Raw genomic sequence first — 25015 nt, 5'->3', positions numbered from 1 at the left:
GCTCAATGTGGCAGTTACTGAAAAAGGTCCGCCATTTTATGGAAACCGCCAGCCCATTCCCCGGAGGAAAACATGGCCAGGCAAAAGTGTAGCGGTATTAGGCGCAGCTATTTAACACAGGGGGGTACGATGACAGCGAAACAGGTGATGTTTACGGAGCAGGTATCGCTGCCTGCTATTGGGCAGGGGACATGGTATATGGGCGAAGATCCTGGTCGACGCAAGGATGAAGTTGCCGCGTTACGAGCTGGGCTGGATCTGGGCCTGAGATTGATTGATACAGCCGAAATGTACGCAGATGGTGCAGCGGAAGAGGTTGTTGGCGAGGCGCTGGCCGGTCGGCGTGATAGCGCTTTCTTAGTCTCGAAGGTTTACCCATGGAATGCCGCGGGTCAGAAAGCGATCGCCGCTTGCGAAGCCAGTCTGCGTCGTCTGAAAACCGATTATTTGGACCTCTATTTGTTGCACTGGACGGGAGACTTTTCATTTGCTGACACCGTCGACGCTATGGAAATACTCATCGCGCAGGGGAAAATCCGCCGCTGGGGCGTCTCTAATCTCGATTACGATGATATGCAGGCATTATGGCAGGTTGCGGGTGGACGGCAGTGTGCAACTAATCAGGTGCTCTATCATTTAGCATCGCGCGGCATTGAATATGATTTACTGCCATGGTGCCAGCAACAGCAGATGCCGGTTATGGCCTACAGTCCGCTGGCTCAGGCAGGGCGGCTCCGGGGGAACTTGCTTTCTAACCCAGTGGTCAATGGCATTGCGCGCGCCCACAATGCCAGCGCTGCGCAGATTTTGCTGGCATGGGTTATTCGTCTTCCGGGGGTGATGGCCATTCCAAAAGCCGCAAACGTGGCGCATGTCGAACAGAACGCCGCGGCACTGGAGATAAGGCTCTCTGCCGATGAGCTGAAGCAGTTAGATAAGGCATATCCGGCGCCAAAAGGTAAAACGGCGCTGGATATGGCCTGATTTGCCGCATGGCGTGCTGAGTTGCTTGACGGCGCAAACACTATCAGGCAACTAACACGATCTTAGCGTTTAGCAACACGAATCGTTTGTGCCAGACGAGACGGTTTTTCTTCGGTGGTTTTCTGCGGTGCCGTGGCGTAAGCCGTTTCTACGCAAACAAACGTTTTGTAGCCGTCATCCGGCATGTCGCCCATGCTGACAGACAGCGCCGGGCCTGGGTTCCAGCCCACGACATTCAGATGGTGGTGGTGGATTACGTCAATATTGCGATTCAGCGCATCATCATGAATGACGCTGCATGCTTCCGGATTCAGATAGACACGATCGGTACGGTCCGGGAAGGTCTGGATACCATCAGCCAGTACGTCTTCTTTGGCATCATTCACTTTATCGATCAGACGATCGCCAAGACCGCTGACTTTCACTGCCGCAATATCACCCACATTGAAATAGGTATGCAGCGCGGAGGTGGTTTCAAACTCACCGTGCGCTTCCAGCTCCATCTCGCAGGTGGCGCCCACTTTGAACCGGGCCAGCAGACAGAACTCGTGCGGCCAAAGCTGACTCGTTTCAGTGCTACTTTGCAGTTCGAACGTCAGAACTACACCATTCTCGTCTTCGTTATGCGCTTTCAGCGTCCATGGCAGGTTACGGGCAAAACCATGAGACGGTAGGCCAGGCTGAGCGGCAGGGCCAAACCACGGCCAGCAAATCGGTACGCCGCCACGCAGCGCAACACCGGTTTTAAACGGCGTATTGTTACTTAACCACAGGACTTCTTCTTCACCGTTTGGTTTCCAGGAAAGAAGATGTGCGCCCTGCAGCGCAAAAGAGGCTTTAACCTGCGGGTGATCGACAACAATGACCTCAAGCTCATCAAGCTGACGGCGGGAGAGGACCGGGGCAATTTGTTCGACTACCGGAAGTGCAAAAATTTTATTAATCATTACGCAATCCTTTTTAACCCTAAATAATTCGGGTTGCAGGACGGCGGCAAGTGAACGACAAATTCGTCAGGAACGAATTTGAACAACCAAAGGTTGCCTTCGGTCAGGGACATGGATGTCCCTGATTCACCCCGATGAGCTTACTGTAGTAAGTGATTCGGGTGAGAGAGCGTAGCCAACACACCTGCAACTCGAAGTATGACGGGTATCTTCAGGCAAAAAAAAGAGCGACCATAGTCGCTCTTACAGATTACTGTTTCATCTCAACTTATTTGGAGATGTGAGCAATCAGATCCAGAACTTTGTTGGAGTAGCCGGTTTCGTTGTCGTACCAGGATACCAGTTTCACGAAGTTGTCGTTCAGTGCGATACCTGCTTTAGCATCGAACACGGAAGTGCAAACTTCACCGTTGAAATCGGTAGATACTACGTCGTCTTCGGTGTAACCCAGAACGCCTTTCATCGGGCCTTCGGAAGCAGCTTTGATTGCTTTCTTAATTTCTTCGTAAGAAGCAGCTTTTTCCAGACGAACGGTCAGATCAACAACGGATACGTTCGGGGTAGGAACGCGGAACGCCATACCAGTCAGTTTGCCGTTCAGTTCTGGCAGTACTTTACCTACAGCTTTAGCAGCACCGGTAGAGGACGGGATGATGTTCTGGGATGCGCCGCGGCCGCCGCGCCAGTCTTTGTGAGACGGGCCATCAACGGTTTTCTGAGTAGCGGTGGTCGCGTGAACAGTAGTCATCAGACCTTCGATGATGCCGAAGTTGTCGTTGATAACTTTAGCCAGCGGAGCCAGGCAGTTAGTGGTGCAGGAAGCGTTAGAAACGATGTCCTGACCTTCGTATTTGTCAAAGTTAGCGCCTTTAACAAACATCGGAGTGTTATCTTTGGACGGACCAGTCAGAACCACTTTTTTCGCGCCAGCAGTGATGTGCTTACGAGCGGTTTCATCTGTCAGGAACAGGCCAGTAGCTTCAGCTACTACGTCAACACCAACTTCGTCCCATTTCAGGTTAGCCGGATCACGTTCAGCGGTAACACGGATTTTTTTACCGTTTACGATCAGATGACCGTCTTTCACTTCAACGGTACCGTTGAAACGGCCGTGAGTGGAGTCATATTTCAGCATGTAAGCCATGTAGTCAGCGTCTAACAGGTCGTTGATTGCAACGATCTCGATGTCAGAGCGTTCTTGAGCAGCACGGAAAACAATGCGACCGATACGGCCAAAACCGTTGATACCTACTTTGATAGTCATATATTCCACCAGCTATTTGTTAGTGAATAAAAGGTTGCCTGTAAAATTACAAAAACCTTACGCAGCGTCAAGCGGAATCGTGTCAATCATTGCGACAAATCAATCTGCTGCCTAAGCTTTGCGCAACTGACTCGCCTCACTCTTCCTTTGGGCTTGAAACCACATGGGGTCGGCGGCCCGAATTTTAAAGGGCAATCAAGATAAAAACGTGATTATGATCACGAATTGCAGGCTGCCATTTCGCAAGGATCAAGTTTAGAACAAAAGTTCGCACTCCGGTGTTAATGTTTTGTTAGAATCTGTCTCGTGATGTGAGTTTAGATAAAGCGAGATGTGAGCAAATGGCTAATCAACCTTCTCCAGAAGAACTGAAAAAAAATTTAACAGAAATGCAGTTCTACGTGACGCAAAATCACGGGACAGAACCGCCATTTACCGGGCGTTTGCTGCATAACAAGCGTGACGGCATCTACCACTGTTTGATCTGCGATAAACCGCTATTTCGTTCCGAGACAAAATATGACTCTGGCTGCGGCTGGCCCAGCTTTTACGAGCCTGTGAGCGAAGAGGCTATCCGTTACATAAAAGATACCTCGCATGGTATGCAGCGCATTGAAATCCGCTGTGGGAATTGTGATGCGCACCTGGGACACGTCTTCCCGGATGGCCCAAAACCTACCGGTGAGCGCTACTGCGTTAACTCAGCCTCTTTGAACTTTACCGATGGCGAAAACGGTGAGCAAATTAAGGGTTGAAGAAACGATTCAGCAAATTATTCTACGGAGAGTGGATTTAACATGAATCTTGATGAGATGATCAACAGCATGACGCCGGAAGTTTATCAGCGCTTATCTACCGCCGTTGAACTCGGAAAATGGCCGGATGGCGTAGCGCTAACGGCGGAACAAAAAGAGAACAGCTTACAGCTGGTGATGTTATGGCAGGCGCGCAACAACGTTGATGCGCAGCATATGACGATTGATACCAACGGTGAGATGGTGATGAAGAGCAAGCAGCAGCTAAAAGTCGAATTTGGTATTACGCCTGAGCCTATAGCAACGTTCAAATCCTGAGAATCCTGGCCCGGCAGTCACGATGTCGGGCCCGCTGTCGCTGTTATTTTTTGTTCATCATCGCCTTCAGATCGGCAAATGGATTATATTTAGCTTCGCCGACAGCCTTCTGCGCATCTTCGCCGGCAACCACCGTTGAGCCATACTGATCCGCTTCTGTATATTTGGAATGTTCGTGATCGTGGCAATACAAGCACAACATTTCCCAGTTGCTACCATCTTCCGGGTTATTGGAGTGATCGTGATCGATATGGTGTACCGTCAACTCGCGCAAATTTGAATAGACAAACTCACGGGAACAGCGTCCGCAGACCCAGGGGAAGAGCTTAAGCGCTTTTTCCCGGTAACCAACTTCCAGACGGGCGTAATTTTTAGGGATAAAAGCCATAAAAGCTCATGCCTCCAATAGAAAATGAAGAGCTGCGCCAAAGGCTGGCGCAGCGGAATTCGGTAATCATAACCTATTGTGTCAGGCGTTGGGATCAGTGTTTGATGCCTAATGAATCAGCCAACTGCTTAGCCAGTTGATTGTTGTCATCCGCACCGTATTCCCAGAACATAGCGCCTCCCAGCCCCTTACTCTTGATGTAGTCGGCTTTGATCGCCACCGAGCGCGGGTTTTCATAGGAGAGGGCAAAGAGCGTTTTCCCGTCTGCTGACTGTACCGACAGCCACGGTACTTTCGCCTCATCATCCCAATGCTGGCTAAAGCGCTTCTGCGGATCGTTGATCAGCTTTGCCACGATATCGTTGTACTTCACATAGGTATCTTTGCTCAGATCGACGCCCAGTGATTTGAACAACGCAATTTGTGCTGCTTCGAAATAGGGTTGGGTGGCAGGATTCTTCTGCGCGTCAGGTTTGCTCCAGTCAATTCCCGGTTCAACAGCGCGTTTTGGCACGCGTCCATAAAAACCAATACCCAGATTCATCTGGCTCGGCTTTAACCCGGCGGCGAGATAGTTATTAACCACAAAGTCAGCACTGTACTTATCAGCGGCGGCGACCGTCGGCCATTTCGTCGAATCATACAGGTTTGAGTTGAAATATTGAGTGCCGTAGGCCATGTCATAGGTCATCAGATTGATATAGTCGAGTGATGGCGCAATGGCTTTCACATCCACCCAACTTTTCGGACTTTCCGCATTCGCGCCCACGGCAATGGTCAGTAGCTTTTTGTGCCCCAATGCTGCCCGAAGCTCTTTTAACAGCGCGGTAAAGTTAGCGCGGTCGGTTGGTTGGCTTTCGACCAGTCCCCAGGCGCCATTGACCGGATATTCCCAGTCGAGGTCGATGCCATCCAGACCGTATTTCTCAATGATCTCCTGCACAGACTGAATGAATACTGCACGTGTTTCTTTCGTCGCCGCCGCGCCTGAGAATCCACGCGCACCCCAGCCCCCAACAGAAAGCAGAACTTTCAGATTCGGGTTCTGCTTACGCAGTTCCGGGATTTTCTGCAAATCAGCCTGCACCTTCTCTGAAAGCCAAATCTGATGCAGCTTGCTGGCGTCTTTTAAGGCGGCATTGGTTTCGTCTTTTTCGTTGTTGTAGATCAGACCAAACGAATAGTTGAGGTGGGTTATCTGGCGCACATCCAGTTTATTGATATCGCCACCAGGACCGGCAGTGACATCGCCGCCACCATTAAAGTAACCAACTGACATCAGTGAATTGGCGGAAACAACGCTGGCGCAGAGCAGGGGGAATGCTGCCAACAAAGGCAATAGTTTCATCGGTGTTCCTCTTTGACATTTAAACAAGTAAACACGCCACGGAAATGGCGTGGCGAAAAAAACAGCTCTTGCAGATTAACAGTTCAATAACAGGAAAAATGCGAAGGGGTTCACGGCGTGCTGGAGAAGCGGTATACCAATGTGTTTAATCAACTTATTGAAGGTTTTACGCAATAGCAAATTGCTGCAACAGAGTTAAATGGTAATACTCGCGATGGAGTAATCAGTTTTCCTAACATCCGCACAAGTACGATATGGGGCCAGGTACATGATGAAAAAGCCTTGTACTCAATGGGCGGTGTATCAGGCCACGCTGGATTGTTTTCTAACACAAGCGATATGGCTGTGTTGATGCAGGTTATGCTGAATGGAGGCGGCTATGGCAACGTTAAATTGTTCGATAAGGCAACCGTCAGGGAGTTTACGCACAGTTCGCCAGAAGACGTTACGTTTGGTCTGGGGGGCGTGTAAACGGCAACTCATCGATGACGCCAACGTTTGGTGTGTTAGCCAGTTCGGAAACGTATGGTTATACCGGATGGACCGCAACGTTAACGTCGATCGATCCGGTAAACCATATGGCTATTGTGATTTTAGGTAACAGGCCACATTCGCCAGTTGCAGATCCTAAAGTGAATCCAAATGTTTTTGTGAGTGGGTTATTACCTGCTGCTACGTATGGCTGGATTGTTGATCAAATTTATGGGGCATTGAAATAAAATTAAAGAAGGGACTCTGATAAAGTCCCTTCTTTAAATTCACACTATATTTTCAATAAAAATCAAACCAGATATTAGTATAGTCAATATGAGCCAAGTGGCAGCTTCCACCCTAAAACCTGTAATCAGATAACCAGGTAGACTGCGAATAAATCTATATCCTTCCACGCTCATATCATGATTTGTAACACGATTATATGGAAATATTAAGCTACCCATTATAAAACCAATTTTTGCATAATATGCAGCCGGGGAACCAATCAAACTTGCCCCCCTTGCCATACGCGCAGTCAGAGGTAAATGGTCAAATTTTCCCTCATATAATTTCACGATTTTTTCATAGCTATCTTTATTAATTATATATGAAACAAATACTAATACAGAAAAACTAAATAAAATAGCCGTAATAAATAAAAATCTTATATTATCAAAGTTTTCTATCAAAAAGTTTTTCATATATTAGCATCCCTGATTCTTCATTAAACGTGTCGGGGGAATGGGTTAATTTATCAGGATTATTATCTATCGCATTATTAATAGTTTTTCCCCAAAACTCCCCCCATCCTTCACCTTCTTTCTCTGCTACTTTTCCAGCTACAATTCCCGTACCGATTCCTGTTACCAGGCATAGTCCCGCACCGATCGCACCTACTTCTGATGTGACAAGCCCCAATGCCCACATACAGATTGCCCTTGCTGCTGGTCCAGCGGCACCTCCCGCAGCAATACCCACTACCTGTTTAGCGCCAAATTTACTATACTCCGTTATTGCGGCTTTTCGACATTCGCTTTCTCGTCCCTTCGCGCATGCGTCATACACATTTGTTGTATAGCTGGCAAAGTCAAGGCCAATACCTACATAGCCTGTTGTTCTCATTATTTTCATCAGTTTGGCAGATTTTTCTATGTAGCTTGCATAACCTTCAATATCTTTCACACCTGTTTGATCCCACTTATGCATAATGGATTTGGTGGATAAACCCAATGCGTCTTTTATTTGTTCGTATTGTTTTAAATTCAATTGCTCTTTTGAAAATTTATTCAATATACCATCTAATTTTTTAAATAATCTTTCTCGCTGACCAAAAAATTCCTCTCCAGAAATGCGACCAGAATTTTGGTTATATGTTTTTTTATAAAGATCCTGAATTTCGTTTAGTATTTTATTTATTTCTTCATAATAACCTACGCCAGCATCCTTTATATAACCAAAAATATCCCCGCTTTGTCCTAAAGCATCGCTGTATATATTAGATGAAAATATCTCTATTGGGGTTCTGTTTTCATACAGTAATTTGGCTTCCTCAGTAGTCAGTGGTTCAAGTGCTTTATCAATTCTGTCCCTTGCTGTTTGTACTTCCGCAATTTTTTCAGGTGACTGGGATAGTGGATCAGCAACAACTAAAATTGAACCGGGCTTTTTCTTTTTTTCTGGATTCAACTGATGATATAACTCTTTTACTCCTGATGGTGGACTAACCATTAATTCACATTCATAAGATTTTGGTGTCGTCAATTCTGGTACTACACAAAAGCCCGGTTCAACTGATTGTCTCGACTTTGAAATTTGTCTTGTTGCGCGAACTGGTGGTGTTGAATTTTGAGGCCTGTTTGCTGCTTCATAGCTTGCTAAAATATAATCATCATATCTGTAGGTAATATTCAAATGGGGTATAAATCGACATTGGCAAGGACATGTACCTCTGCTGTGTGCTGAACCTGCCAGCAGGCATATGATTTCTGTCTCGTATTGAGACATATCACGACCCATTTTTAAGTAATGATTATATAATTCATTACTTATTCTGGTGCGGAATCGGAAATTAGATGTTCTATGCGAAAAAATATCTTCTTTTTCATTCTTAAGGATTATTCTTTTTCTCAGGTTTATCGTTCCCCCCGCGCTTCCGACAAATCTACTACGTTCATTTATGTTTTCAGAACCCCGAAGATAATCGGATTGACGCCTGTACAAAGATGTTTCTTCTTTGAGTCGCTTTATCCTTGATGATGGTGATTCTATTTTTCGACCCTCCGAATCAATATCACTATCCCAGGAACTTAGGCTTGTTCGACGAAATAAACCCTTCTCTCTTTCAATCCATGAACCTTTCGGTACGCCACCTTTTATTTTATATGTTCTGCCATTTACTCCACATACATACTCATCCATTTCATATGCTATTGCCATTCCTTCGACAGTATGGCACTCCTTACCCCTTAATATAAATCCACCACAACTCGTTTGATCTCCCGGCGATAATAAAAACCCTTCAGAACGTCTATCAAAAAAGCTCATAATTTAAGCTCTCACATATAGTATCAAAGTTTGATATCAGACTATTTTTATTACTTTTATTGTGATGTTAATCTCAAACTTCAAAAAAAACCTGAATCTTTAATATGAAGATTCAGGTTGTGAATATTACACAAGCGATTCATTCGCTCAATAATTTAAATCTCTCGTTCCTTCTCAATTATCAATTGAATCTCAGTAATCCCATCATTTGCTAGCAGTATATGCATTGCTTTCTCCCATTTTATTGTTGTCTCACGTTTTTCAACAATGTAATCGTATCTATCATAATGTTTCTTGCCTATGCTTTTATTTGCATGCTGATTAACAATATCTTTCTCATTCTGAGTAAAATGAAGCACTCCTGATAATATTTTAAAAGTTCTTCTTATATCACGCATTGAAAAAATTGACTCCAAATGTTTTTTGGCGAAGTTATTCAATGGTGCTGACCAATATGAAGATCTTAACCCAATTGTAGGCTTTAATGCACGATTAAGCGGATCTTTTTTTATTTTGGTATTATAGGCATTTAGTTGTTTTTCGTAATTTTTGTTCGGAAAAAAGAAATCACTATCAGGATATTTCTTCGCTTGTCCGTCCAATATTTTTTTAGCCGATTCGCAAATGTATACAACATTATTCCTATTTAATTTAGTAAATTCTTTCGAAATGGTTAGTTTATTATTATCAGTGTCATATAAGCTTTTTTTGCATGCGCTAGTTCAAAAGGTTGTTGACCACATGTGCAAATACCTTCGTTAGCAGTACTTCTCTGTCCCTATCTTCCTTTGTATACGATAAAAGCCGCAAATATCTCTCTTAATGTTCCATAGCTCATTTTCTTAACGAAATTTTCAGTTCTTCCTTTGTGCGTCATCCCTGCTAACTCAGCGTAGCGCTGGCTAGCCTGATCTAGAGTGTAATGAGGACAATCCCCCAATGTTATTAATTTACGTTTACCGTCTAACTGGAAGCGATAGACAAAAGATTTTCGCCCTGATGGAAAAAACTTGATCCCGAGACGCCCTGTTCCGCGAGTCCCATCTTTTCTAAAAACGTAGTAAGATTGGTCAGTAGCTTTAAGGTTTTTTATAACGCTATCGCTTAACCACATGTTGTTTCTCCTTTGCGTAACGATTGCATACAGTCTGCATAACATCGGATGATGTTGTGCGTGCTGTTACTGTAAAATCGTATGCACGTATTTGAGATTTCACAACTGTTAAATAAATCGTAAAATCATGGTGTTATGATTAATTTTGCGATTAAATTGTAGTCAATGATTTTGAATGATGTAGGCCTTGTACGGCCTACAAAATTGAGTAATTATGCCATTTGAGTGGGAATGATATGCAGTTTATGTCGCCATCAGGTAAAACATTAACGTTGGGTTTCCAGCCAGTCATCCAGCGTATACAAAGTCGCACCCGCCGCCGACATTTCCATAAAAGCGTTTGCGCTGTCCTGTGGGTGAATATTGACGCCACGACAACCGTCGGTGATGACGCTGACGGCGTAGCCCAGATCGAGCGCATCCAGAACGGTAAATTTGACGCAATAATCGGTAGCCAGACCCATGATAACAAGCTCGGCAACGCGATGTTCGAGCAGCCATGCGTTCAGTGCGGTTGCCTGACGACGACCATTATCAAAAAACGCACTATAACTGTCGACCAGCGGGTTTTCGCCCTTAGTGAACGTTTGCGCTATCGCGCGCTGGTTCAGCAGAGGATGCAGGGCAGCCCCTTCGCTGTTTTGCACACAATGATCGGGCCAGAACGTCTGCGGCAGGCCATCCAGTTGCCCCTGACTGTAAGGCGCGACCTGGTGCTGGCTGGCAAAACTACCATGATTAGCTGGATGCCAGTCCAGACTGGCGACGACGCTGTCACCGCGTGATGCACACCAGTCGATCATGCGGTTGGCAATATCGATTGTGCTGTCACCTTGCGGGACGGCGAGGGCGCCGCCAGCACAAAAGTCATTTTGTAAATCGACCAACAGTAAGGCTCGGGCCATGGCATAGACTCCTTTATTCGTCTGGGGTGAGCTCGCCACGCAGATTTTGCGACATTGCTTGACGAATGCTCTGCGTATCCAGCCCCTGACTCAGCAAATAGTGCAGTTTGGTGAGGGTTGCTTCGACCGTCATATCCGCGCCGCCGATAACGCCAGCATGCGCCAGCGCGTTCCCCGTCGCATAACCGCCCATGTTCACCTTGCCAGACATACACTGCGTAAGGTTAACCACCACGATGCCGCGTGAGCTGGCATCTTCTAGCTCTTGCAGAAACTCTTTATTTTGTGGCGCATTGCCCACGCCGTAAGAGCGCAAAATTAACGCTTTAACCGGCTGGCGCAAGAAGTTGCGTACCACATCGGCAGAGATCCCAGGATAAATGGTGACCACGCCAATCGGTTGGGGCGTGATAGGGTGAACAATCAACTCGCCCGTACCGTGGGGCGCTGGTGGTGTTCCCAGTCGACGGATATGGATCCCGGCTTCCAGTAATGGGGCAAGATTGGGTGAGGCAAAGGCGTCAAAACCATCAGCGTGCGCTTTGGTGGTACGGTTGCCGCGAAACAGTCGATTATTGAAGAACAGGGTCACTTCGTTGATCGGATAATTCGCTGCAACGTAGAGCGCATTCAGCAAATTAATTTGTCCATCGGAGCGTAATTCTGCCAGCGGAATTTGTGACCCTGTCACAATGACCGGTTTACCGAGATTCTCCAGCATGAAAGAGAGCGCCGAAGCGGTAAACGCCATGGTGTCTGTACCGTGCAGAATGACAAAACCATCGTAATCGTCGTAGTGCGCTTTAATGTCTTCCGCAATATGCTGCCAGTCTTCTGGCGTCATGTCGGAGGAATCCATCAGCGGGACGTATTCGTGGATGGTAAAGTCAGGCATCTCTGGGCGGTGGAATTCAGGCATCAGTGCCAGCTGACGCTGGAGATGGCCGGACACAGGAATATAACCCTGTTCTGAGCGCTGCATACCAATGGTACCGCCGGTATAGGCAACGTAAATCGATTTCTTTTGCATGGGCGTCACAGATTAAGTTGTGCATAAACAGGCGCAGTATAAAGTCCCTCCTGAAAAAAGACAGCGCAAATGACGCATACCGGTTGTCTGATCAATATGTCATTTACGTTCAGTGCGTTGTCCCGATTATACAGTGTGGTTCTCCCCCCTCAGTCCTACAGTATCGACCTTCTTTTACGCGTACTTTTACGGATCGAGAAATGATCAGAAAGAGAATTGATAATGCCGCTATTTTGCTGATGGTGGTGATTTGCGGTGTCTGGGGTAGTCAACAGGTTGCGATTAAATCTGCGGCTGATGATATGTCGCCGTTTCTTCAGGTGGGCTTTCGTTCTGCAATCGCCGCGCTGCTGATTGGACTGCTTTTTCACCGCCGGGATAATATATTTGGCCGCCTGCGTGAGCGCAGTATTGCCAGAATGGGTACTATCGTTGGGCTGCTTTTTGCGCTTGAGTTCGTGTTGGTTTCTGTCGGAATAACGCTGACGACTGCTTCTCATATGGCGCTTTATCTGTACACCGCGCCGTTGTTTTCCGCTGTCGGGTTACATATTATTTTGCCTGAGGAACGCCTGAGTCGCCTGCAGTGGTGCGGGCTGGGCATCGCCTTTTTCGGGATTGCCGTCGCCGTGATGTGGGTTGCGCATGACGGGAATACGCAGTGGAGTCTGGCAGGCGATTTGTGCGGGCTGTTTGCGGGCATTGCCTGGGGAACGTCCAGCGTCGTGATTCGCTGCAGTCGTCTCGCCACCATTCCTTCATCGTGTACGTTGTTTTATCAACTCGCTATCACCGGTATTGTGTTATTGCTTATTGCTTATTGCTTATTGGTTTGATGCTGGGTGAAACGACGATACTTATGACCTCGACATTGATTGCTAGTCTGACTTTCCAGACGCTGGTCGTCGCATTTTCAAGCTATCTAATCTGGTTTACTCTGCTGCGTAATTATCATGTTGCTTCGCTGGGAACGCTGGTTCTGATGACGCCTGCGATGGGGATTATCGCCGGCGTGATGTTTCTGGGAGAATCTCTACAGCCTGCGTTTATCGTAGGGGCGCTGTTGATACTGACAGGATTGCTTTGTGTTTCATTACCGTCCCGGGCAATTTTGCGCCATCGCCCGGGTTTAAACCGGAGCCTGAAGTGAAGAAATACAACATTACGTTGCCCCCAGGTGGAAAAGCAGATCGCGATATTATCACCGCCATTGATGCGAACCAGACAGCGATGCCCCTCAGGCCGCAATTAAATGTCGGGATTGTACTGTGGCCTGAATTTCCTTTACTGGCACTGGCGGGGTTGACGGATGCGCTGCGTCACGCGGCGGATATGGGGGATGACAGCCAGAAGATCCGCTGTTCCTGGCGTCTGATGAGCGCTACGCCAGAACAGCCTGTTTTAAGCAGTTCGGGCATGGCGATGATGCCGGATAGCGCATTTGTTGCCCCGGAGCAGTTCGATTATATCGTGGTGATCGGTGGGCTATTGCGCAGTATGGCAAAAGCGGACCCTGCCGCGCGGCGTTACCTGCATCTTGCCCGTCAGCGGAATATCCCGCTGGTCGGTGTTTGTACGGGCAGCTTTGTTCTGGCGCAGGAGGGTTTTCTACAGGGATTAACTGCGGCGGTCCATCCCTGGCATCTGAACGATTTTAAGGCGCAATTTCCTCTGTTGACCGCCCGAACCGGCGTCGATTTCCATGAAGAAAAGGGGATACTGACTTGCCCGGGCGGTATCTCAACGATCGGGCTGGCGACGGAGCTTATTCGTCGGCACTGTGGCCCCGATAGAGCCACAAAAGCCATTTTCCAGATGTCAGTGCCTAACCGAATAGACGGCACTTCCGTGGCGGTTTCCAGAGCGATAGGCTTTACGCATGTGAGCGATAGCCGCTTACGTAAGGCCGTATTTTTGATTGAGAAAGGGTTGGTTAAACCTATCTCAACCCAATGGCTTGCCTCAGAAGTCAATCTGAGTCCACGGCAGTTGACCCGGTTGTTTAATGCTGAGTTCTCTCAGTCACCGGGGGAGTTTATCCGTAGCGCCCGATTGCGCTATGCCCATTGGCTGTTGATAAATTCTGGAGAGAGCGTAACGGAGATTGCGCTGCGTCTGGGGTTTAGCGACTGCGCGCACTTTATTCGCATGTTTAGTCGGGAATTTGGCTGTACGCCTGGGGACTGTCGGAATACCCGAATCAATGCTGCCCCATCCGGGGCAGCATTTGACAGTTAACGAACGTTGGCGCAGGTCAGGCAAAACGCATAGCGGTTTTGCGGATCGTTAAACGCGGCCAGCTTATCGGTTTCAGCTTTTACCGTACTTGCCGCAGAAGCCAGCGGAGCCGGAAGCATTGCCTGAATGGCGGCGGGCAGCATGGCGCGAACCGAACCTGACATACTGTCCATGACCATATCCACGAATGTGGGTTCGTCCTGGTAATACTCAATGTGCCATTGTTTCAGTTTGGCCAGTTCAGCCGCTTTCGCGACGGCGTCGTCAAAATCACCCAGACTGTCGACCAGACCGTTGGCTTTCGCATCCTGGCCGGTCCAGACGTGGCCTTGAGCGATTTTGTCAATCTGCTCTGGCGTTGTCTTACGTGCATCCGCGACCAGTGTGATAAAGCGCTTATAGCCGTTCTCGATGCTCAGCTGCATCATTTGCTGCACTTCAGGCGGTAACGCTTTGGTGATGGAAATGTCCGCCAGCGGGGAAGTGGCTACGCCGTCGGTATGTACGCCAATGGAATCCAGACTGTTCTCCACGGTGTTAATCACACCAAAGATCCCGATTGAACCGGTCAGCGTGCTGGGGTTAGCCACAATGTAACTGGCTGGCGTGGAGATCCAGTACCCGCCTGATGCCGCCATGCCGCCCATCGACACGACGACCGGTTTGCCCGCCGCTTTAGCCGCAGCCAGTTCAGCGCGGATCACTTCAGAGGCGCTGACACTGCCGCCAGGACTGTTCACTCGCAAAACAATGGCTTTTACCTTCGGATCAAGACGCGCTTCGCGGATCTGTGCGGCAGTGGTGTCGCCGCCCACATTCCCTGGGGTTTCTTCACCGTCCATAATCGCGCCATTCGCGAAGATGACGCCAATGCTCTCACCGGTATCCGCCGGGGTTTTCAGTGAGTAATCGTAGTAGCTGACGGCGCGGAAGTTTTTATCCGCTTTGCTCCAGCCGAACTGTTTGGTCAGTATTTTTTCGACTTCGGCACTGGAGGCAAGAGCATCCACCAGTTTGTTGTCGAGCGCGTATTTTGCGGTATCACCCTCGACTTTTGTCAAACCGTCCAACATCGCCTGCGCGCCGGGGAACACCTGCTGGGCTGGGATCTGACGGTTTGCGGCTACTGTATCGAGATAGTTCTGCCACAGCTCGCCGATCCAGCGGCTATCGGCCTCGCGCGCGGCAGGGGACATATCATCGCGGATGAAGGGTTCTACCGCAGACTTATAGGTACCGACGCGGAACACGTGCGTTGAGACTTTCAGTTTATCCAGCAGGGACTTGTAGTACAGACCGTTAGTGGCAAAACCATGCAGATCAACGGACCCCTGTGGGGAAAGGTAAATTTTGTTGGCAAAACTGGCGAGGTAATATTGCCCCTGGCTGAAGTTATCGCCCACGGCAAAGACCGGTTTGCCGCTGTCGCGGAATTCCCGCAGCGCTTTACCGATGTACTGCATTGAAGGCTGGTCGGCCCCGGCAAAGTTTTTCAAATCCATCACGATGCCGGTGATGTTGCGGTCATCTTTCGCCTGGCGAATGGTATTCACGATATCAAACAGGGAGTTTTCCTGCAGTCGGTCAGAACTGGCGCCAAACAGTTGACGGCCAATGACGCTCAAGCGGCTGGTGCTCGAAGGTTTGTCGACAATCACGCCCGAGATATCCAGCAGCAGTGCGCCACGTTCAGCATGTTCACTGGTGTTGCTGCTACTGACCTGCATCCAGATCCCCACGCCAACCAGCACCAAAAAGATAAAGAACAGGTTAAGCACTAATTCACGGACGAAATTGAGTAATCGCCATGTCCATTTAAAAAATCCGGCAATAAATCGCCACAGGGTTCGCATGTATTCTCCCTACCGATTAACAACACGCCACCCGGTTATCCCGAAAAAGGCGTTAAGATGTGGCTATCGTAATGACCCGACGGGCACTTGTCAGCAGGAATCACCGCCTGTGCTGTAACAAAATCCGCTCACGTGTTAATTTTGTGAATAAATCTCATTGTTGGAGTTAAACAAATGGATGCACTCGAATTACTCATCACCCGTCGTAGCGCTTCTCGTCTTGTCGAACCGGCACCGGCGGGAGAGCAACTGCAAAACATTCTGCGGGCGGGAATGCGCGCGCCAGACCACAAAACGCTGCAACCGTGGCAATTCTTTGTCATTGAGGGTGAAGGGCGCGAACGCTTTAGCGCCGTGCTTGAAAAAGGCGCTATTGCCGCAGGCAGCGACGAGAAAGCTCAGGAAAAAGCGCGGACGGCGCCGTTTCGCGCCCCGCTGATCATTACCGTCGTCGCGAAATGTGAAGAAAACGACAAGGTTCCGCTGTGGGAACAGGAAATGTCTGCCGGTTGCGCGGTAATGGCCATGCAGATGGCCGCTGTTGCCCAGGGCTTTGGCGGCATATGGCGTAGCGGCGCATTAACGGAAAGCGCGGAAGTGCGCGAAGCGTTTGACTGCCGCCCGCAGGATAAGATCGTCGGTTTTCTCTATTTGGGTACGCCGCAGCTAAAAGCGTCCACGACCATTAACCTGGCCGATCCGAGCGCTTTTGTTCGTTATTTCTGATATCAACGGCAAAACTGTCTGGATTATGAGCAAAGACACCTGAATTCAGACAGTCACTCTTACCACATCATGGAATGAGCGCTACCATATCCGAATTGCAATGACAGGAGATGTCCATGAGCGAGCAAGCTATTCGTTTAACGCAATACAGCCACGGAGCCGGTTGCGGTTGTAAAATTTCCCCTAAAGTGCTGGAAACCATCCTGCACAGCGAGCAGGCGAAGTTCGTTGATCCAAACTTACTCGTGGGTAATGAAACCCGCGATGACGCAGCTGTCTACGATTTGGGTAATGGCACCAGCGTTATCAGCACTACCGATTTCTTTATGCCGATTGTCGATAATCCGTTTGATTTTGGCCGTATTGCCGCCACCAACGCCATCAGCGATATTTTTGCTATGGGCGGCAAACCGATTATGGCAATTGCTATTCTGGGCTGGCCGCTTGATAAGCTGGCGCCGGAAATCGCCCGCGAAGTGACCGAAGGCGGACGCTTTGCCTGCCGTCAGGCGGGTATCGCGCTGGCGGGCGGTCACTCTATCGATGCCCCGGAGCCTATCTTCGGTCTTGCGGTTACCGGCGTTGTACCGACTGAACGCGTGAAGAAAAACAGTACTGCCGAGGCGGGATGCAAGCTGTTCCTGACCAAACCTTTGGGCATTGGCGTCCTGACTACCGCAGAGAAAAAATCGCTGCTGAAGGACGAACATATTGGGCTGGCGACGGAAGTGATGTGTCGGATGAACATTGCCGGTGCGGCATTTGCCGATATCGAGGGCGTGAAAGCCATGACCGACGTTACCGGTTTTGGTCTGCTGGGACATCTGAGCGAGATGTGTCAGGGCGCAGGCGTTCAGGCGCAGATTGTCTACCAGGATATTCCTAAGCTTCCTGGCGTTGAAGAGTACATCGCGCAGGGCGCGGTGCCGGGCGGTACCCAGCGTAACTTTGCCAGCTACGGACACCTGATGGGTGAAATGCCGCAGCCGGTTCGCGACCTGCTCTGCGATCCGCAAACTTCCGGCGGTTTGCTGCTGGCGGTAACGCCGGAAGCGGAAGCCGAAGTGAAAGCGGCAGCGGCGCAGTTTGGTATCGATCTCACTGCGATTGGTGAGTTAGTGGAAGCTCGTGGCGGTCGCGCCATGGTTGAGATCCGTTAACTCGATGCGGTTGTTTATTGCCGAAAAACCGAGTCTGGCGCGCGCTATCGCCGATGTGCTGCCAAAGCCGCATCGCAAAGGTGACGGCTTTATTGAATGCGGAAACGGACAAGTGGTGACCTGGTGTATTGGTCACCTGCTTGAACAGGCGCAGCCAGACGCCTACGACAGCCGTTATGCGCGCTGGAGTCTGGTCGATCTGCCGATTGTCCCGGAAAAGTGGCAACTGCAGCCACGTCCTTCGGTGACCAAACAGCTCAATGTTATCAAGCGCTTTTTACATGAAGCCAGCGAGGTTATTCACGCAGGAGACCCCGATCGTGAAGGACAACTGCTGGTGGATGAAGTGCTGGATTACCTGCAACTGGCTCCCGAAAAGCGCCAGCAGGTGCAACGTTGTCTGATTAACGACCTCAACCCGCAGGCCGTTGAACGGGCTATTGAGCGACTGCGGGCCAACAGTGAGTTCATCCCGCTGTGCGTGTCGGCCCTGGCGCGGGCGCGGGCAGACTGGCTGTACGGCATCAATATGACCCGTGCTTACACCATTCTTGGGCGAAACGCAGGCTATCAGGGTGTGCTCTCGGTCGGGCGCGTACAGACGCCGGTGCTCGGCCTGGTTGTGCGTCGCGATGAAGAGATTGAAAACTTCGTCGCCAAAGATTTCTTTGAAGTGAAAGCGCATATCGTGACGCCCGCCGACGAGCGGTTTACCGCTATCTGGCAGCCCAGCGAAGCATGTGAGCCGTATCAGGACGAAGAGGGGCGCTTGCTGAATCGTACGCTGGCCGAACACGTGGTGAAACGTATTAACGGCCAGCCGGCGCTCGTCACCAGCTATAACGATAAACGGGAATCAGAATCCGCGCCGCTGCCGTTTTCGCTGTCGGCGTTGCAGATTGAAGCGGCGAAACGCTTTGGCTTGAGTGCGCAGAACGTTCTGGATATCTGCCAGAAGCTGTATGAAACCCATAAACTGATCACCTATCCACGTTCGGATAGCCGTTATCTGCCGGAAGAACATTTTGCCGGACGTCATGCGGTAATGAACGCGATTAGCGTTCATGCGCCGGATCTGCTCCCGCAACCGGCGGTAAATCCCGATATGCGAAACCGCTGTTGGGATGATAAAAAAGTGGATGCCCACCATGCCATCATTCCTACCGCACGCAGTTCGTCCATCAACCTGAATGACAACGAAGCGAAAATTTACAACCTGATTGCCCGTCAGTATCTGATGCAGTTTTGTGCGGATGCGGTCTTCCGTAAGTGCGTTATTGAGCTGGATATTGCCAAAGGCAAGTTTGTCGCCAAAGCGCGTTTTCTGGCGGAGGCTGGATGGCGCACGCTGCTTGGCAACAAAGAGCGCGATGAAGATAACGACGGAACGCCGTTGCCGGTGGTGGCTAAAGATGATGAATTGCTGTGCGAAAAAGGCGAAGTGGTTGAACGTCAGACTCAGCCGCCACGCCATTTTACCGACGCGACGCTGCTGTCAGCGATGACCGGGATTGCGCGCTTTGTGCAGGATAAAGATCTGAAAAAGATCCTACGCGCCACGGATGGATTAGGTACGGAAGCGACGCGCGCCGGGATTATCGAGCTGCTGTTCAAGCGCGGATTCCTGGTGAAAAAAGGGCGCTATATCCATTCCACCGATGCCGGAAAAGCGCTGTTTCACTCGCTGCCGGAAATGGCGACGCGTCCGGATATGACCGCGCACTGGGAATCTATTCTGACCCAAATCAGCGAAAAACAGTGTCGTTATCAGGATTTCATGCAGCCGCTGGTGGGAACGCTGTATCAGCTCATCGATCAGGCGCGCAGTACGCCGGTACGGCGCTTCCGGGGAATTGTCGCGCCGGGTGGCAGTGGTGGCGATAAGAAAAAGAGCGCGCCGCGTAAACGCCCGGCGAAAAAAAGCCCGCCATCCGAAGAGGCAGGCGTGTAAGTCTGTAGGCCTGATAAGCGTAGCACCATCAGGCTTTGCCGGATGCAGCCCCCGTGCCTTATCCGGCCTACGGTTCTACAGAGACAATATTAAATCACACCCTGGCCCAGCATCGCGTCGGCAACCTTCACGAAGCCCGCGATGTTGGCGCCACGTACATAGTTGGTTTGTTTGCTTTCGCCGCCGTATTCAACGCAGGCATGGTGAATATCCAGCATGATGTGGTGCAGACGCGCGTCCACTTTCTCCGCTTTCCAGCCCAGACGTGCGGCGTTTTGCGCCATTTCCAGCCCGGAGGTCGCTACGCCACCGGCGTTGGCGGCTTTACCCGGCGCGAACAGTACGCCCGCTTCGAGGAACAGGTCGGTGGCTTCGATGGTGGTCGGCATGTTTGCCCCTTCGGCGACCGCTTTCACGCCGTTGGCGATCAGTACGCGTGCCGCGTCGACATCAAGTTCGTTCTGGGTGGCGCACGGCAGGGCGATATCGACCGGAACCGACCACGGCTGTTTGCCATCCAGATAGGTCAGACCAAACTCACGGGCGTAATCCGCCACGCGACCGTCACGGCTGTCTTTGATCGCGCACAGACGCGCCAGTTTTTCTTTGGTAAATCCACTTTCGTCGACCACGGTACCGCTGGAGTCGGAGGCGGTCACCACCCGGGCGCCAAATTCCATGGCTTTTTCAATGGCGAATTGTGCAACGTTGCCGGAGCCAGAGACCGCCACGCGCATGCCTTCAAAGCTGAGGCCATGACGTTTAAGCATCGCTTCGGTGAAGTACACCAGACCATAGCCGGTTGCTTCCGGGCGAATCAGGCTGCCGCCGAAAGAGAGACCTTTACCGGTAAAGACGCAGGCGCTGTTGTTGGACAGTTTTTTCATCATCCCGGCCATAAAGCCGACTTCACGACCACCCACGCCGATATCGCCCGCCGGGACGTCGGTATCAGGACCTAAATGGCGGAACAGTTCGGTCATCAGTGCCTGGCAGAAACGCATCACTTCACCTTCGCTTTTACCTTTCGGGTCGAAGTCACTCCCGCCTTTACCACCGCCCATCGGCAGCGTGGTGAGGGCATTTTTAAAGGTCTGCTCGAAGCCGAGGAATTTCAGGATCGACAGGTTTACGGAAGGGTGGAAACGCATACCGCCTTTGTATGGGCCAATGGCGGAGCTAAACTGCACGCGCCACGCACGGTTAACCTGTACCTGATTACGATCGTCGAGCCAGACTACGCGGAACTGGATCACGCGCTCCGGCTCAACCAGACGCTCCAGCAGCGACATTTGGCGATAACGTGGGTTTTGCTCAAGGAAGGGCCACAGTGTCGTCATTACCTCACGAACGGCTTGCGCGAACTCGGTTTGGTTTGGGTCGCGCTTTTGTACATGGTTAAGAAACGACTCCAGAGAACATGTCTGATCCATAGATATAAAAACCTCTTATGTATTGATATGGTTATATTTTTGATATTTGTGTTAAGTGTTTTGCAGTTTTTGACTATACCACCAGCAGCGTGACGGGACGCAAGAAAAAATTAACCCCGCTAAGTAAATTAATATCGTGGCGTGGGTCATAACCAAAAACGATGACGGGAGGGACTAAAGTTTCTGCCGATTTATACCGTTATACTGAGCATAACTGTCAGTCACAAAGGAAAGAATATGCGCCGTTTAATCATGGCAGTAGCGTTGGTATTGGTGTCCAGCGCGACGCTGGCAAATCAGCTTTATCGCCCGGATGTGCAGGTGAATGTGCCGCCGGAAGTGTTCAGTTCCAGCGGGCAGCGAGCGCAGCCTTGTAGTCAGTGCTGTATTTATCAGGATCAAAACTATTCCGAAGGGGCGGTGATCAAAGCGGATGGTGTGCTGCTTCAGTGCCAACGCGATGATAAAACGATCAGCACGAATCCGCTGGTCTGGCGGCGCGTAAAAGAATAAAGGCTTCTAACAGCGGGATATCGGCAGGCGCCAGCGGATAACGCCGCGCCTCTTCGGGTGAACACCAGACCATATCCTGGTGTTCATACGCATTCAGTTCTCCCTGAAAAGACGGTACATGCCAGGCATGTAAATGAATCAGCCGGTCCGAAACCTCACGTTGATGGCTGGCGATATAGCGCCCAACGACTGCGTCAATGCCTAATTCTTCACGCAGTTCACGCACCAGAGCCTGAGGCTGACTTTCGCCCGACTCAACTTTACCGCCAGCAAATTCCCACATGCCTGGCTGATCCGCATCCGGCGAACGCTGAGCCAGTAAAATTTTGCCATCACGTTCAATGATAGCGGCGACCACGTCGAGGGTTTTCATCATATTCATCAAGATCTAACAGCAGAAAATGACATACTATATTTATCTTTGAGTTATCTAAAGTATTCAGGAGTCATCGTTGAACGATCCTCACTCGTGGGTAAGTCCGTTAACGCGTATTCCCTCCAGTTTGCAACCGCTCGTCGCGACGCAGAAAAAACATTATGGCGATGTGCTGCATCCCACGCGCTGGTGGGGGCGGATGCCGTTTCTGTTCTGGCTGGTGGCGCTGTTTGTCGGGTTTCTGGAGCGTAAAAAGGCGCGCTTAACGCCGGTGATGCGCGCATTGTTAATGACCCGCGTTTCTCAGGTATGTCATTGCGCCTTCTGTGTTGATGCCAACAGCTTACGGCTGGCGGAACGCTGTGGCGCGCTGGATAAAGTCTTGCAGGTTGCCAACTGGCAAGAATCAGCGCTGTTTAACGCAGAAGAGCGCATAGCGCTGGCCTATGCGGATGCGATGACCGCCACGCCACCGCAGGTTGACGATGCGCTGAAAACACAAATGAAGCAGCATTTTACCGATGACGTCATTACTGAAATGACCGCGCTGATTGCGTTTCAAAATCTCTCGGCGCGTTTTAATGCCGCCCTCGATATTCCTGCGCAAGGATTGTGCGACAGTTTTAAAGGACGCCCGCATGCTTGACCGTCATCTTCATCCACGGTTAAAACCGCTGTTGCATCGCTGTGTGGGCATTATTGATAAACCTGCGATTACCCCGGATGGCCTGACGCTGGTCGGTTTTGCTATTGGCGTATTGGCCCTGCCATTTCTGGCGTTAGGCTGGTATCTGGCGGCGCTGGTGGTCATTGTGCTTAATCGCTTGTTTGACGGGCTGGACGGGGCGCTGGCGCGGCGCAGAGGGCTAACCGACGCGGGAGGATTTCTCGATATCTCACTCGATTTTCTGTTTTACGCCCTGGTACCGTTTGGTTTTATTCTTGCCGCACCTGCGCAGAATGCACTGGCTGGGGGCTGGCTGTTGTTTGCGTTTATTGGCACTGGCAGCAGCTTCCTCGCTTTCGCGGCCCTGGCAGCGAAACACGATATTGATAACCCAGGCTACGCGCATAAATCGTTTTATTATCTGGGGGGGCTAACCGAAGGCACTGAGACTATTTTGCTGTTTGTTTTGGGCTGTTTGTTCCCGGAATCTTTTGCCGTGCTGGCGTGGGTCTTTGGCGCGCTGTGCTGGATGACGACGTTCACTCGGATCTGGAGCGGATATGTGACGCTGAAAGCGGTTCAGCGTCAGGCGTAATGTCTTGTGTTGCCGGATGCGCTTATCCGGCAATGGTGACCATTTTACTTGCTGCTGTCCGGACCCCGTTCACCGCTGGCGACCGGGTTTTTCGGATTGCTGCTCCACTCATACCAGCCACCGTCGTAAACAGAGACGTTTTTCCAGCCCATCGCGCGGGCATACATAAACGTTTCTGAAGCACGCCAGCCGGTGCCGCAGTAGAAAGAAACCTGCTGGTCTGGCGTGATATTCCACTGTTTCCACATGGCGGCGATATCATCCGCGCTGCGCATGGTGCCGTCCGGGTTATGGAAATCTTCCATATGCGTGGAATCACTCCCCGCGTGGCCCCAGCGTGCGCCTGCGATCTCACCTTTTGGCTTGATGTAGCTATAGCCGCTGGTGGTACCAATAAACTCAGGCCACGAGCGGATGCTGACCAGCGACGCATCCTGGCGATGCAGCAGGCCGCGAGCCTGTTCCGTATTCAGCATCAGTTGTGGTTGGGCAGGGATAGCAACGCCAAAATCAGGAGCCGCTTTCACCGTCGGCGGCGTTCCGCGTTCCACCGGTAAACCTGAATCTGACCAGGTTTGCCACCCGCCGTCGAGCAGACGCACATCTTTCACGCCTGCATACAACATGATTTGCGCCACGCGCGCGGCGGCATAGACATCACGACCGTATAAAATCACCGTGGTGTCGTGGCGAATACCATGTTTTGCCAGCATGGCTTTGAGTTGCGCGTCGGAAACTTTATTCCATAGCGGTTCGCTTTCGACTTCGTTGGTATCAATGTAGCCCGCACCAGGGATATGGCTGAGCAGATACAGCTTCGGCGCGCCCCAGGCGGCTTCAATCACTTTCCAGTTACCCGACGGTTTGGCGGTCACTTCTTTTCCCTGCTGCAGGTCGTGCAGCCACTGCGGGTAAACCAGTTGTTCGAAGTGCGGCAGACGTTGCAGGCGGGCAGGATCCGCAAGGGCGTCGCTGAGGGTTGAAATATGGCTAAAACCGACTTTCTGCAGGCGGGATTTAACAGCCTGCATCTCGCTATCGCTACCATACAACGCCACCAGCGCATCGGTTTTTAGCTGATGCGCCTTTACCCAGGCATTGAGTTGTTCATCATTCATTTTGTCGAGCCAGGCGGCAGACAGATTCAGTGCGGAGGGTTCGTGTCCGGAAGGACCATTGAGCGATTGTGGCCAGCCGTTGTAAAAAGCGCTCTGACGGGTATCGATCGCCGCGCCTTGCTTTTGCTGTAACTGGTTGAGGGTGAGGGTCTGTGCTGTTTCAGCAGCCCAGGAAGGAGCGCAAGCGAGCCCTAAAGCCAGTGCCAGCGCGGTCATTTGAGAAACACGTTTCATCGAATAGCCCGACGTTGAAAAAAGAAGACGACATTCTGTGCCGCCGGCTAAGTTAAAACCTTGCGTTAACGCAGCATATC

At 50.5% G+C, this 25015-nt stretch carries 27 protein-coding genes and 1 pseudogene; 14 read left to right on the top strand and 14 right to left on the bottom strand.

The features are described 5' to 3' along the window. Both FHD02_RS24455 and FHD02_RS18400 read left to right on the top strand, forming a co-directional pair. A partial coding sequence (locus FHD02_RS24455) for a hypothetical protein (protein ID WP_039391442.1) occupies positions 1 to 92 on the top strand: 92 nt, incomplete at its 5' end. Positions 93 to 129: 37 nt separating this feature from the next. Beyond that, positions 130 to 984, top strand: coding sequence for an aldo/keto reductase (locus FHD02_RS18400; RefSeq protein ID WP_220394165.1), 855 nt, complete (start codon positions 130 to 132; stop codon positions 982 to 984). A gap of 62 nt (positions 985 to 1046) precedes the next feature. Here FHD02_RS18400 and FHD02_RS18395 read toward each other — a convergent pair whose 3' ends face one another. Next, entirely contained in the window at positions 1047 to 1931 is an 885-nt protein-coding gene (locus FHD02_RS18395; protein WP_220394164.1) for a D-hexose-6-phosphate mutarotase, read from the bottom strand. A gap of 268 nt (positions 1932 to 2199) precedes the next feature. After that, a complete protein-coding gene (gapA, locus tag FHD02_RS18390; protein WP_003030697.1) occupies positions 2200 to 3195 on the bottom strand; it encodes a glyceraldehyde-3-phosphate dehydrogenase in 996 nt (331 codons plus the stop codon). Positions 3196 to 3536: 341 nt separating this feature from the next. Between gapA and msrB the strand changes: the two genes are divergently transcribed. Both msrB and FHD02_RS18380 read left to right on the top strand, forming a co-directional pair. Next, positions 3537 to 3950, top strand: a complete 414-nt coding sequence (gene msrB / locus FHD02_RS18385) for a peptide-methionine (R)-S-oxide reductase MsrB (protein ID WP_006684886.1) — start codon at positions 3537 to 3539, stop codon at positions 3948 to 3950. Between the two features lie 42 nt (positions 3951 to 3992). Next, the gene (locus FHD02_RS18380; RefSeq protein ID WP_079224512.1) at positions 3993 to 4268 is read left to right on the top strand and encodes a YeaC family protein; all 276 of its coding nucleotides are present in this window, start codon (positions 3993 to 3995) and stop codon (positions 4266 to 4268) included. 43 nt (positions 4269 to 4311) lie between these two features. Here FHD02_RS18380 and yajD read toward each other — a convergent pair whose 3' ends face one another. Both yajD and FHD02_RS18370 read right to left on the bottom strand, forming a co-directional pair. Further along, positions 4312 to 4656, bottom strand: a complete 345-nt coding sequence (gene yajD, locus FHD02_RS18375; RefSeq protein WP_003832478.1) for an HNH nuclease YajD — start codon at positions 4654 to 4656, stop codon at positions 4312 to 4314. 94 nt (positions 4657 to 4750) lie between these two features. Next, positions 4751 to 6004, bottom strand: coding sequence for a glycoside hydrolase family 18 protein (locus FHD02_RS18370; RefSeq protein ID WP_042308894.1), 1254 nt, complete (start codon positions 6002 to 6004; stop codon positions 4751 to 4753). Positions 6005 to 6145: 141 nt separating this feature from the next. Here FHD02_RS18370 and FHD02_RS18365 point away from each other — a divergent pair. Then, positions 6146 to 6723, top strand: a pseudogene (locus FHD02_RS18365) (serine hydrolase); the annotation flags it as partial. Positions 6724 to 6762: 39 nt separating this feature from the next. Here the strand turns inward: FHD02_RS18365 and FHD02_RS18360 are convergent. From FHD02_RS18360 to ansA, 6 genes are all read right to left on the bottom strand, one after another. Then, on the bottom strand, positions 6763 to 7179 hold the full coding sequence (locus FHD02_RS18360; RefSeq protein WP_220394163.1) for a hypothetical protein: 417 nt from the start codon (positions 7177 to 7179) through the stop codon (positions 6763 to 6765). Continuing rightward, positions 7151 to 9022, bottom strand: coding sequence for a hypothetical protein (locus tag FHD02_RS18355; RefSeq protein ID WP_220394162.1), 1872 nt, complete (start codon positions 9020 to 9022; stop codon positions 7151 to 7153). The genes FHD02_RS18360 and FHD02_RS18355 overlap by 29 nt, the downstream gene beginning before the upstream one ends. Before the next feature lie 155 nt (positions 9023 to 9177). After that, positions 9178 to 9624: a hypothetical protein gene (locus FHD02_RS18350; RefSeq protein ID WP_137370813.1), complete on the bottom strand. Its 447-nt coding sequence runs from the start codon at positions 9622 to 9624 to the stop codon at positions 9178 to 9180. Positions 9625 to 9800: 176 nt separating this feature from the next. Next, the gene (locus FHD02_RS18345) at positions 9801 to 10136 is read right to left on the bottom strand and encodes an Arm DNA-binding domain-containing protein (protein WP_170972895.1); all 336 of its coding nucleotides are present in this window, start codon (positions 10134 to 10136) and stop codon (positions 9801 to 9803) included. A gap of 266 nt (positions 10137 to 10402) precedes the next feature. Then, positions 10403 to 11041, bottom strand: coding sequence for a bifunctional nicotinamidase/pyrazinamidase (gene pncA / locus FHD02_RS18340; protein ID WP_137359986.1), 639 nt, complete (start codon positions 11039 to 11041; stop codon positions 10403 to 10405). 13 nt (positions 11042 to 11054) lie between these two features. Further along, positions 11055 to 12071 (bottom strand): asparaginase, encoded by a 1017-nt coding sequence (ansA, locus tag FHD02_RS18335; RefSeq protein ID WP_220394161.1) that lies wholly within the window; start codon positions 12069 to 12071, stop codon positions 11055 to 11057. 200 nt (positions 12072 to 12271) lie between these two features. Here ansA and FHD02_RS24450 point away from each other — a divergent pair, with 200 nt between their 5' ends. The 3 genes from FHD02_RS24450 to FHD02_RS18325 are packed head-to-tail and all read left to right on the top strand — an operon-like array spanning position 12272 to position 14309. Then, positions 12272 to 12907 carry a DMT family transporter gene (locus FHD02_RS24450; RefSeq protein WP_255597369.1) on the top strand — a complete coding sequence of 212 codons (636 nt, stop codon included), beginning with the start codon at positions 12272 to 12274 and terminating at the stop codon, positions 12905 to 12907. Between the two features lie 23 nt (positions 12908 to 12930). After that, positions 12931 to 13221 carry an EamA family transporter gene (locus FHD02_RS24445; protein WP_255597368.1) on the top strand — a complete coding sequence of 97 codons (291 nt, stop codon included), beginning with the start codon at positions 12931 to 12933 and terminating at the stop codon, positions 13219 to 13221. Further along, positions 13218 to 14309, top strand: a complete 1092-nt coding sequence (locus FHD02_RS18325; RefSeq protein ID WP_042308886.1) for a GlxA family transcriptional regulator — start codon at positions 13218 to 13220, stop codon at positions 14307 to 14309. The genes FHD02_RS24445 and FHD02_RS18325 overlap by 4 nt, the downstream gene beginning before the upstream one ends. Here the strand turns inward: FHD02_RS18325 and sppA are convergent. Then, positions 14306 to 16162: a signal peptide peptidase SppA gene (gene sppA / locus FHD02_RS18320; RefSeq protein ID WP_042308885.1), complete on the bottom strand. Its 1857-nt coding sequence runs from the start codon at positions 16160 to 16162 to the stop codon at positions 14306 to 14308. The two genes, FHD02_RS18325 and sppA, sit on opposite strands and share 4 nt — an antisense overlap. A 174-nt stretch (positions 16163 to 16336) precedes the next feature. Here sppA and FHD02_RS18315 point away from each other — a divergent pair, with 174 nt between their 5' ends. The 3 genes from FHD02_RS18315 to topB all read left to right on the top strand — a co-directional run bounded on the left by FHD02_RS18315 (position 16337) and on the right by topB (position 19999). After that, on the top strand, positions 16337 to 16888 hold the full coding sequence (locus FHD02_RS18315) for an NAD(P)H nitroreductase (RefSeq protein ID WP_042308883.1): 552 nt from the start codon (positions 16337 to 16339) through the stop codon (positions 16886 to 16888). A gap of 116 nt (positions 16889 to 17004) precedes the next feature. Further along, positions 17005 to 18048 carry a selenide, water dikinase SelD gene (gene selD / locus FHD02_RS18310; RefSeq protein ID WP_061381471.1) on the top strand — a complete coding sequence of 348 codons (1044 nt, stop codon included), beginning with the start codon at positions 17005 to 17007 and terminating at the stop codon, positions 18046 to 18048. A gap of 4 nt (positions 18049 to 18052) precedes the next feature. Beyond that, positions 18053 to 19999 carry a DNA topoisomerase III gene (topB, locus tag FHD02_RS18305; protein WP_137360101.1) on the top strand — a complete coding sequence of 649 codons (1947 nt, stop codon included), beginning with the start codon at positions 18053 to 18055 and terminating at the stop codon, positions 19997 to 19999. 89 nt (positions 20000 to 20088) lie between these two features. Here the strand turns inward: topB and gdhA are convergent, their stop codons facing one another. Then, entirely contained in the window at positions 20089 to 21432 is a 1344-nt protein-coding gene (gene gdhA / locus FHD02_RS18300) for an NADP-specific glutamate dehydrogenase (protein WP_137359988.1), read from the bottom strand. Between the two features lie 237 nt (positions 21433 to 21669). Here gdhA and FHD02_RS18295 point away from each other — a divergent pair, with 237 nt between their 5' ends. Continuing rightward, positions 21670 to 21945, top strand: a complete 276-nt coding sequence (locus FHD02_RS18295) for a YnjH family protein (RefSeq protein ID WP_042308875.1) — start codon at positions 21670 to 21672, stop codon at positions 21943 to 21945. Here FHD02_RS18295 and FHD02_RS18290 read toward each other — a convergent pair. Continuing rightward, positions 21905 to 22318 (bottom strand): pyrimidine (deoxy)nucleoside triphosphate diphosphatase, encoded by a 414-nt coding sequence (locus FHD02_RS18290; RefSeq protein WP_174331227.1) that lies wholly within the window; start codon positions 22316 to 22318, stop codon positions 21905 to 21907. The two genes, FHD02_RS18295 and FHD02_RS18290, sit on opposite strands and share 41 nt — an antisense overlap. A 79-nt stretch (positions 22319 to 22397) precedes the next feature. On the opposite strand from FHD02_RS18290, the gene FHD02_RS18285 reads away from it, so the two are divergent. Continuing rightward, a complete protein-coding gene (locus FHD02_RS18285) occupies positions 22398 to 22967 on the top strand; it encodes a carboxymuconolactone decarboxylase family protein (protein ID WP_220394160.1) in 570 nt (189 codons plus the stop codon). Beyond that, the gene (locus tag FHD02_RS18280) at positions 22960 to 23583 is read left to right on the top strand and encodes a CDP-alcohol phosphatidyltransferase family protein (RefSeq protein ID WP_137350549.1); all 624 of its coding nucleotides are present in this window, start codon (positions 22960 to 22962) and stop codon (positions 23581 to 23583) included. Before FHD02_RS18285 ends, FHD02_RS18280 begins: the two co-directional genes overlap by 8 nt. Positions 23584 to 23627: 44 nt before the next feature. Here FHD02_RS18280 and FHD02_RS18275 read toward each other — a convergent pair whose 3' ends face one another. Next, on the bottom strand, positions 23628 to 24935 hold the full coding sequence (locus FHD02_RS18275; RefSeq protein ID WP_137359991.1) for a sulfurtransferase: 1308 nt from the start codon (positions 24933 to 24935) through the stop codon (positions 23628 to 23630). Positions 24936 to 25015: the final 80 nt, after the last annotated feature.

Source organism: Citrobacter sp. EC_71 (genome assembly GCF_019584005.1).
Lineage (GTDB): Bacteria > Pseudomonadota > Gammaproteobacteria > Enterobacterales > Enterobacteriaceae > Citrobacter > Citrobacter werkmanii.
Note: the sequence above shows the minus strand (reverse complement) of the source record. Positions and strands in the feature narration are given on the sequence as shown.

Excerpts from the sequence above, each read along its gene's own strand:
- FHD02_RS18400 (WP_220394165.1), top strand. The coding sequence starts at position 130 with ATGACAGCGAAACAGGTGATGTTTACGGAGCAGGTATCGCTGCCTGCT.
- FHD02_RS18395 (WP_220394164.1), bottom strand. The coding sequence starts at position 1,931 with ATGATTAATAAAATTTTTGCACTTCCGGTAGTCGAACAAATTGCCCCG.
- gapA (WP_003030697.1), bottom strand. The coding sequence starts at position 3,195 with ATGACTATCAAAGTAGGTATCAACGGTTTTGGCCGTATCGGTCGCATT.
- msrB (WP_006684886.1), top strand. The coding sequence starts at position 3,537 with ATGGCTAATCAACCTTCTCCAGAAGAACTGAAAAAAAATTTAACAGAA.
- FHD02_RS18380 (WP_079224512.1), top strand. The coding sequence starts at position 3,993 with ATGAATCTTGATGAGATGATCAACAGCATGACGCCGGAAGTTTATCAG.
- yajD (WP_003832478.1), bottom strand. The coding sequence starts at position 4,656 with ATGGCTTTTATCCCTAAAAATTACGCCCGTCTGGAAGTTGGTTACCGG.
- FHD02_RS18370 (WP_042308894.1), bottom strand. The coding sequence starts at position 6,004 with ATGAAACTATTGCCTTTGTTGGCAGCATTCCCCCTGCTCTGCGCCAGC.
- FHD02_RS18360 (WP_220394163.1), bottom strand. The coding sequence starts at position 7,179 with ATGAAAAACTTTTTGATAGAAAACTTTGATAATATAAGATTTTTATTT.
- FHD02_RS18355 (WP_220394162.1), bottom strand. The coding sequence starts at position 9,022 with ATGAGCTTTTTTGATAGACGTTCTGAAGGGTTTTTATTATCGCCGGGA.
- FHD02_RS18345 (WP_170972895.1), bottom strand. The coding sequence starts at position 10,136 with ATGTGGTTAAGCGATAGCGTTATAAAAAACCTTAAAGCTACTGACCAA.
- pncA (WP_137359986.1), bottom strand. The coding sequence starts at position 11,041 with ATGGCCCGAGCCTTACTGTTGGTCGATTTACAAAATGACTTTTGTGCT.
- ansA (WP_220394161.1), bottom strand. The coding sequence starts at position 12,071 with ATGCAAAAGAAATCGATTTACGTTGCCTATACCGGCGGTACCATTGGT.
- FHD02_RS24450 (WP_255597369.1), top strand. The coding sequence starts at position 12,272 with ATGATCAGAAAGAGAATTGATAATGCCGCTATTTTGCTGATGGTGGTG.
- FHD02_RS24445 (WP_255597368.1), top strand. The coding sequence starts at position 12,931 with ATGACCTCGACATTGATTGCTAGTCTGACTTTCCAGACGCTGGTCGTC.
- sppA (WP_042308885.1), bottom strand. The coding sequence starts at position 16,162 with ATGCGAACCCTGTGGCGATTTATTGCCGGATTTTTTAAATGGACATGG.
- FHD02_RS18315 (WP_042308883.1), top strand. The coding sequence starts at position 16,337 with ATGGATGCACTCGAATTACTCATCACCCGTCGTAGCGCTTCTCGTCTT.
- selD (WP_061381471.1), top strand. The coding sequence starts at position 17,005 with ATGAGCGAGCAAGCTATTCGTTTAACGCAATACAGCCACGGAGCCGGT.
- topB (WP_137360101.1), top strand. The coding sequence starts at position 18,053 with ATGCGGTTGTTTATTGCCGAAAAACCGAGTCTGGCGCGCGCTATCGCC.
- gdhA (WP_137359988.1), bottom strand. The coding sequence starts at position 21,432 with ATGGATCAGACATGTTCTCTGGAGTCGTTTCTTAACCATGTACAAAAG.
- FHD02_RS18295 (WP_042308875.1), top strand. The coding sequence starts at position 21,670 with ATGCGCCGTTTAATCATGGCAGTAGCGTTGGTATTGGTGTCCAGCGCG.
- FHD02_RS18290 (WP_174331227.1), bottom strand. The coding sequence starts at position 22,318 with ATGAAAACCCTCGACGTGGTCGCCGCTATCATTGAACGTGATGGCAAA.
- FHD02_RS18280 (WP_137350549.1), top strand. The coding sequence starts at position 22,960 with ATGCTTGACCGTCATCTTCATCCACGGTTAAAACCGCTGTTGCATCGC.
- FHD02_RS18275 (WP_137359991.1), bottom strand. The coding sequence starts at position 24,935 with ATGAAACGTGTTTCTCAAATGACCGCGCTGGCACTGGCTTTAGGGCTC.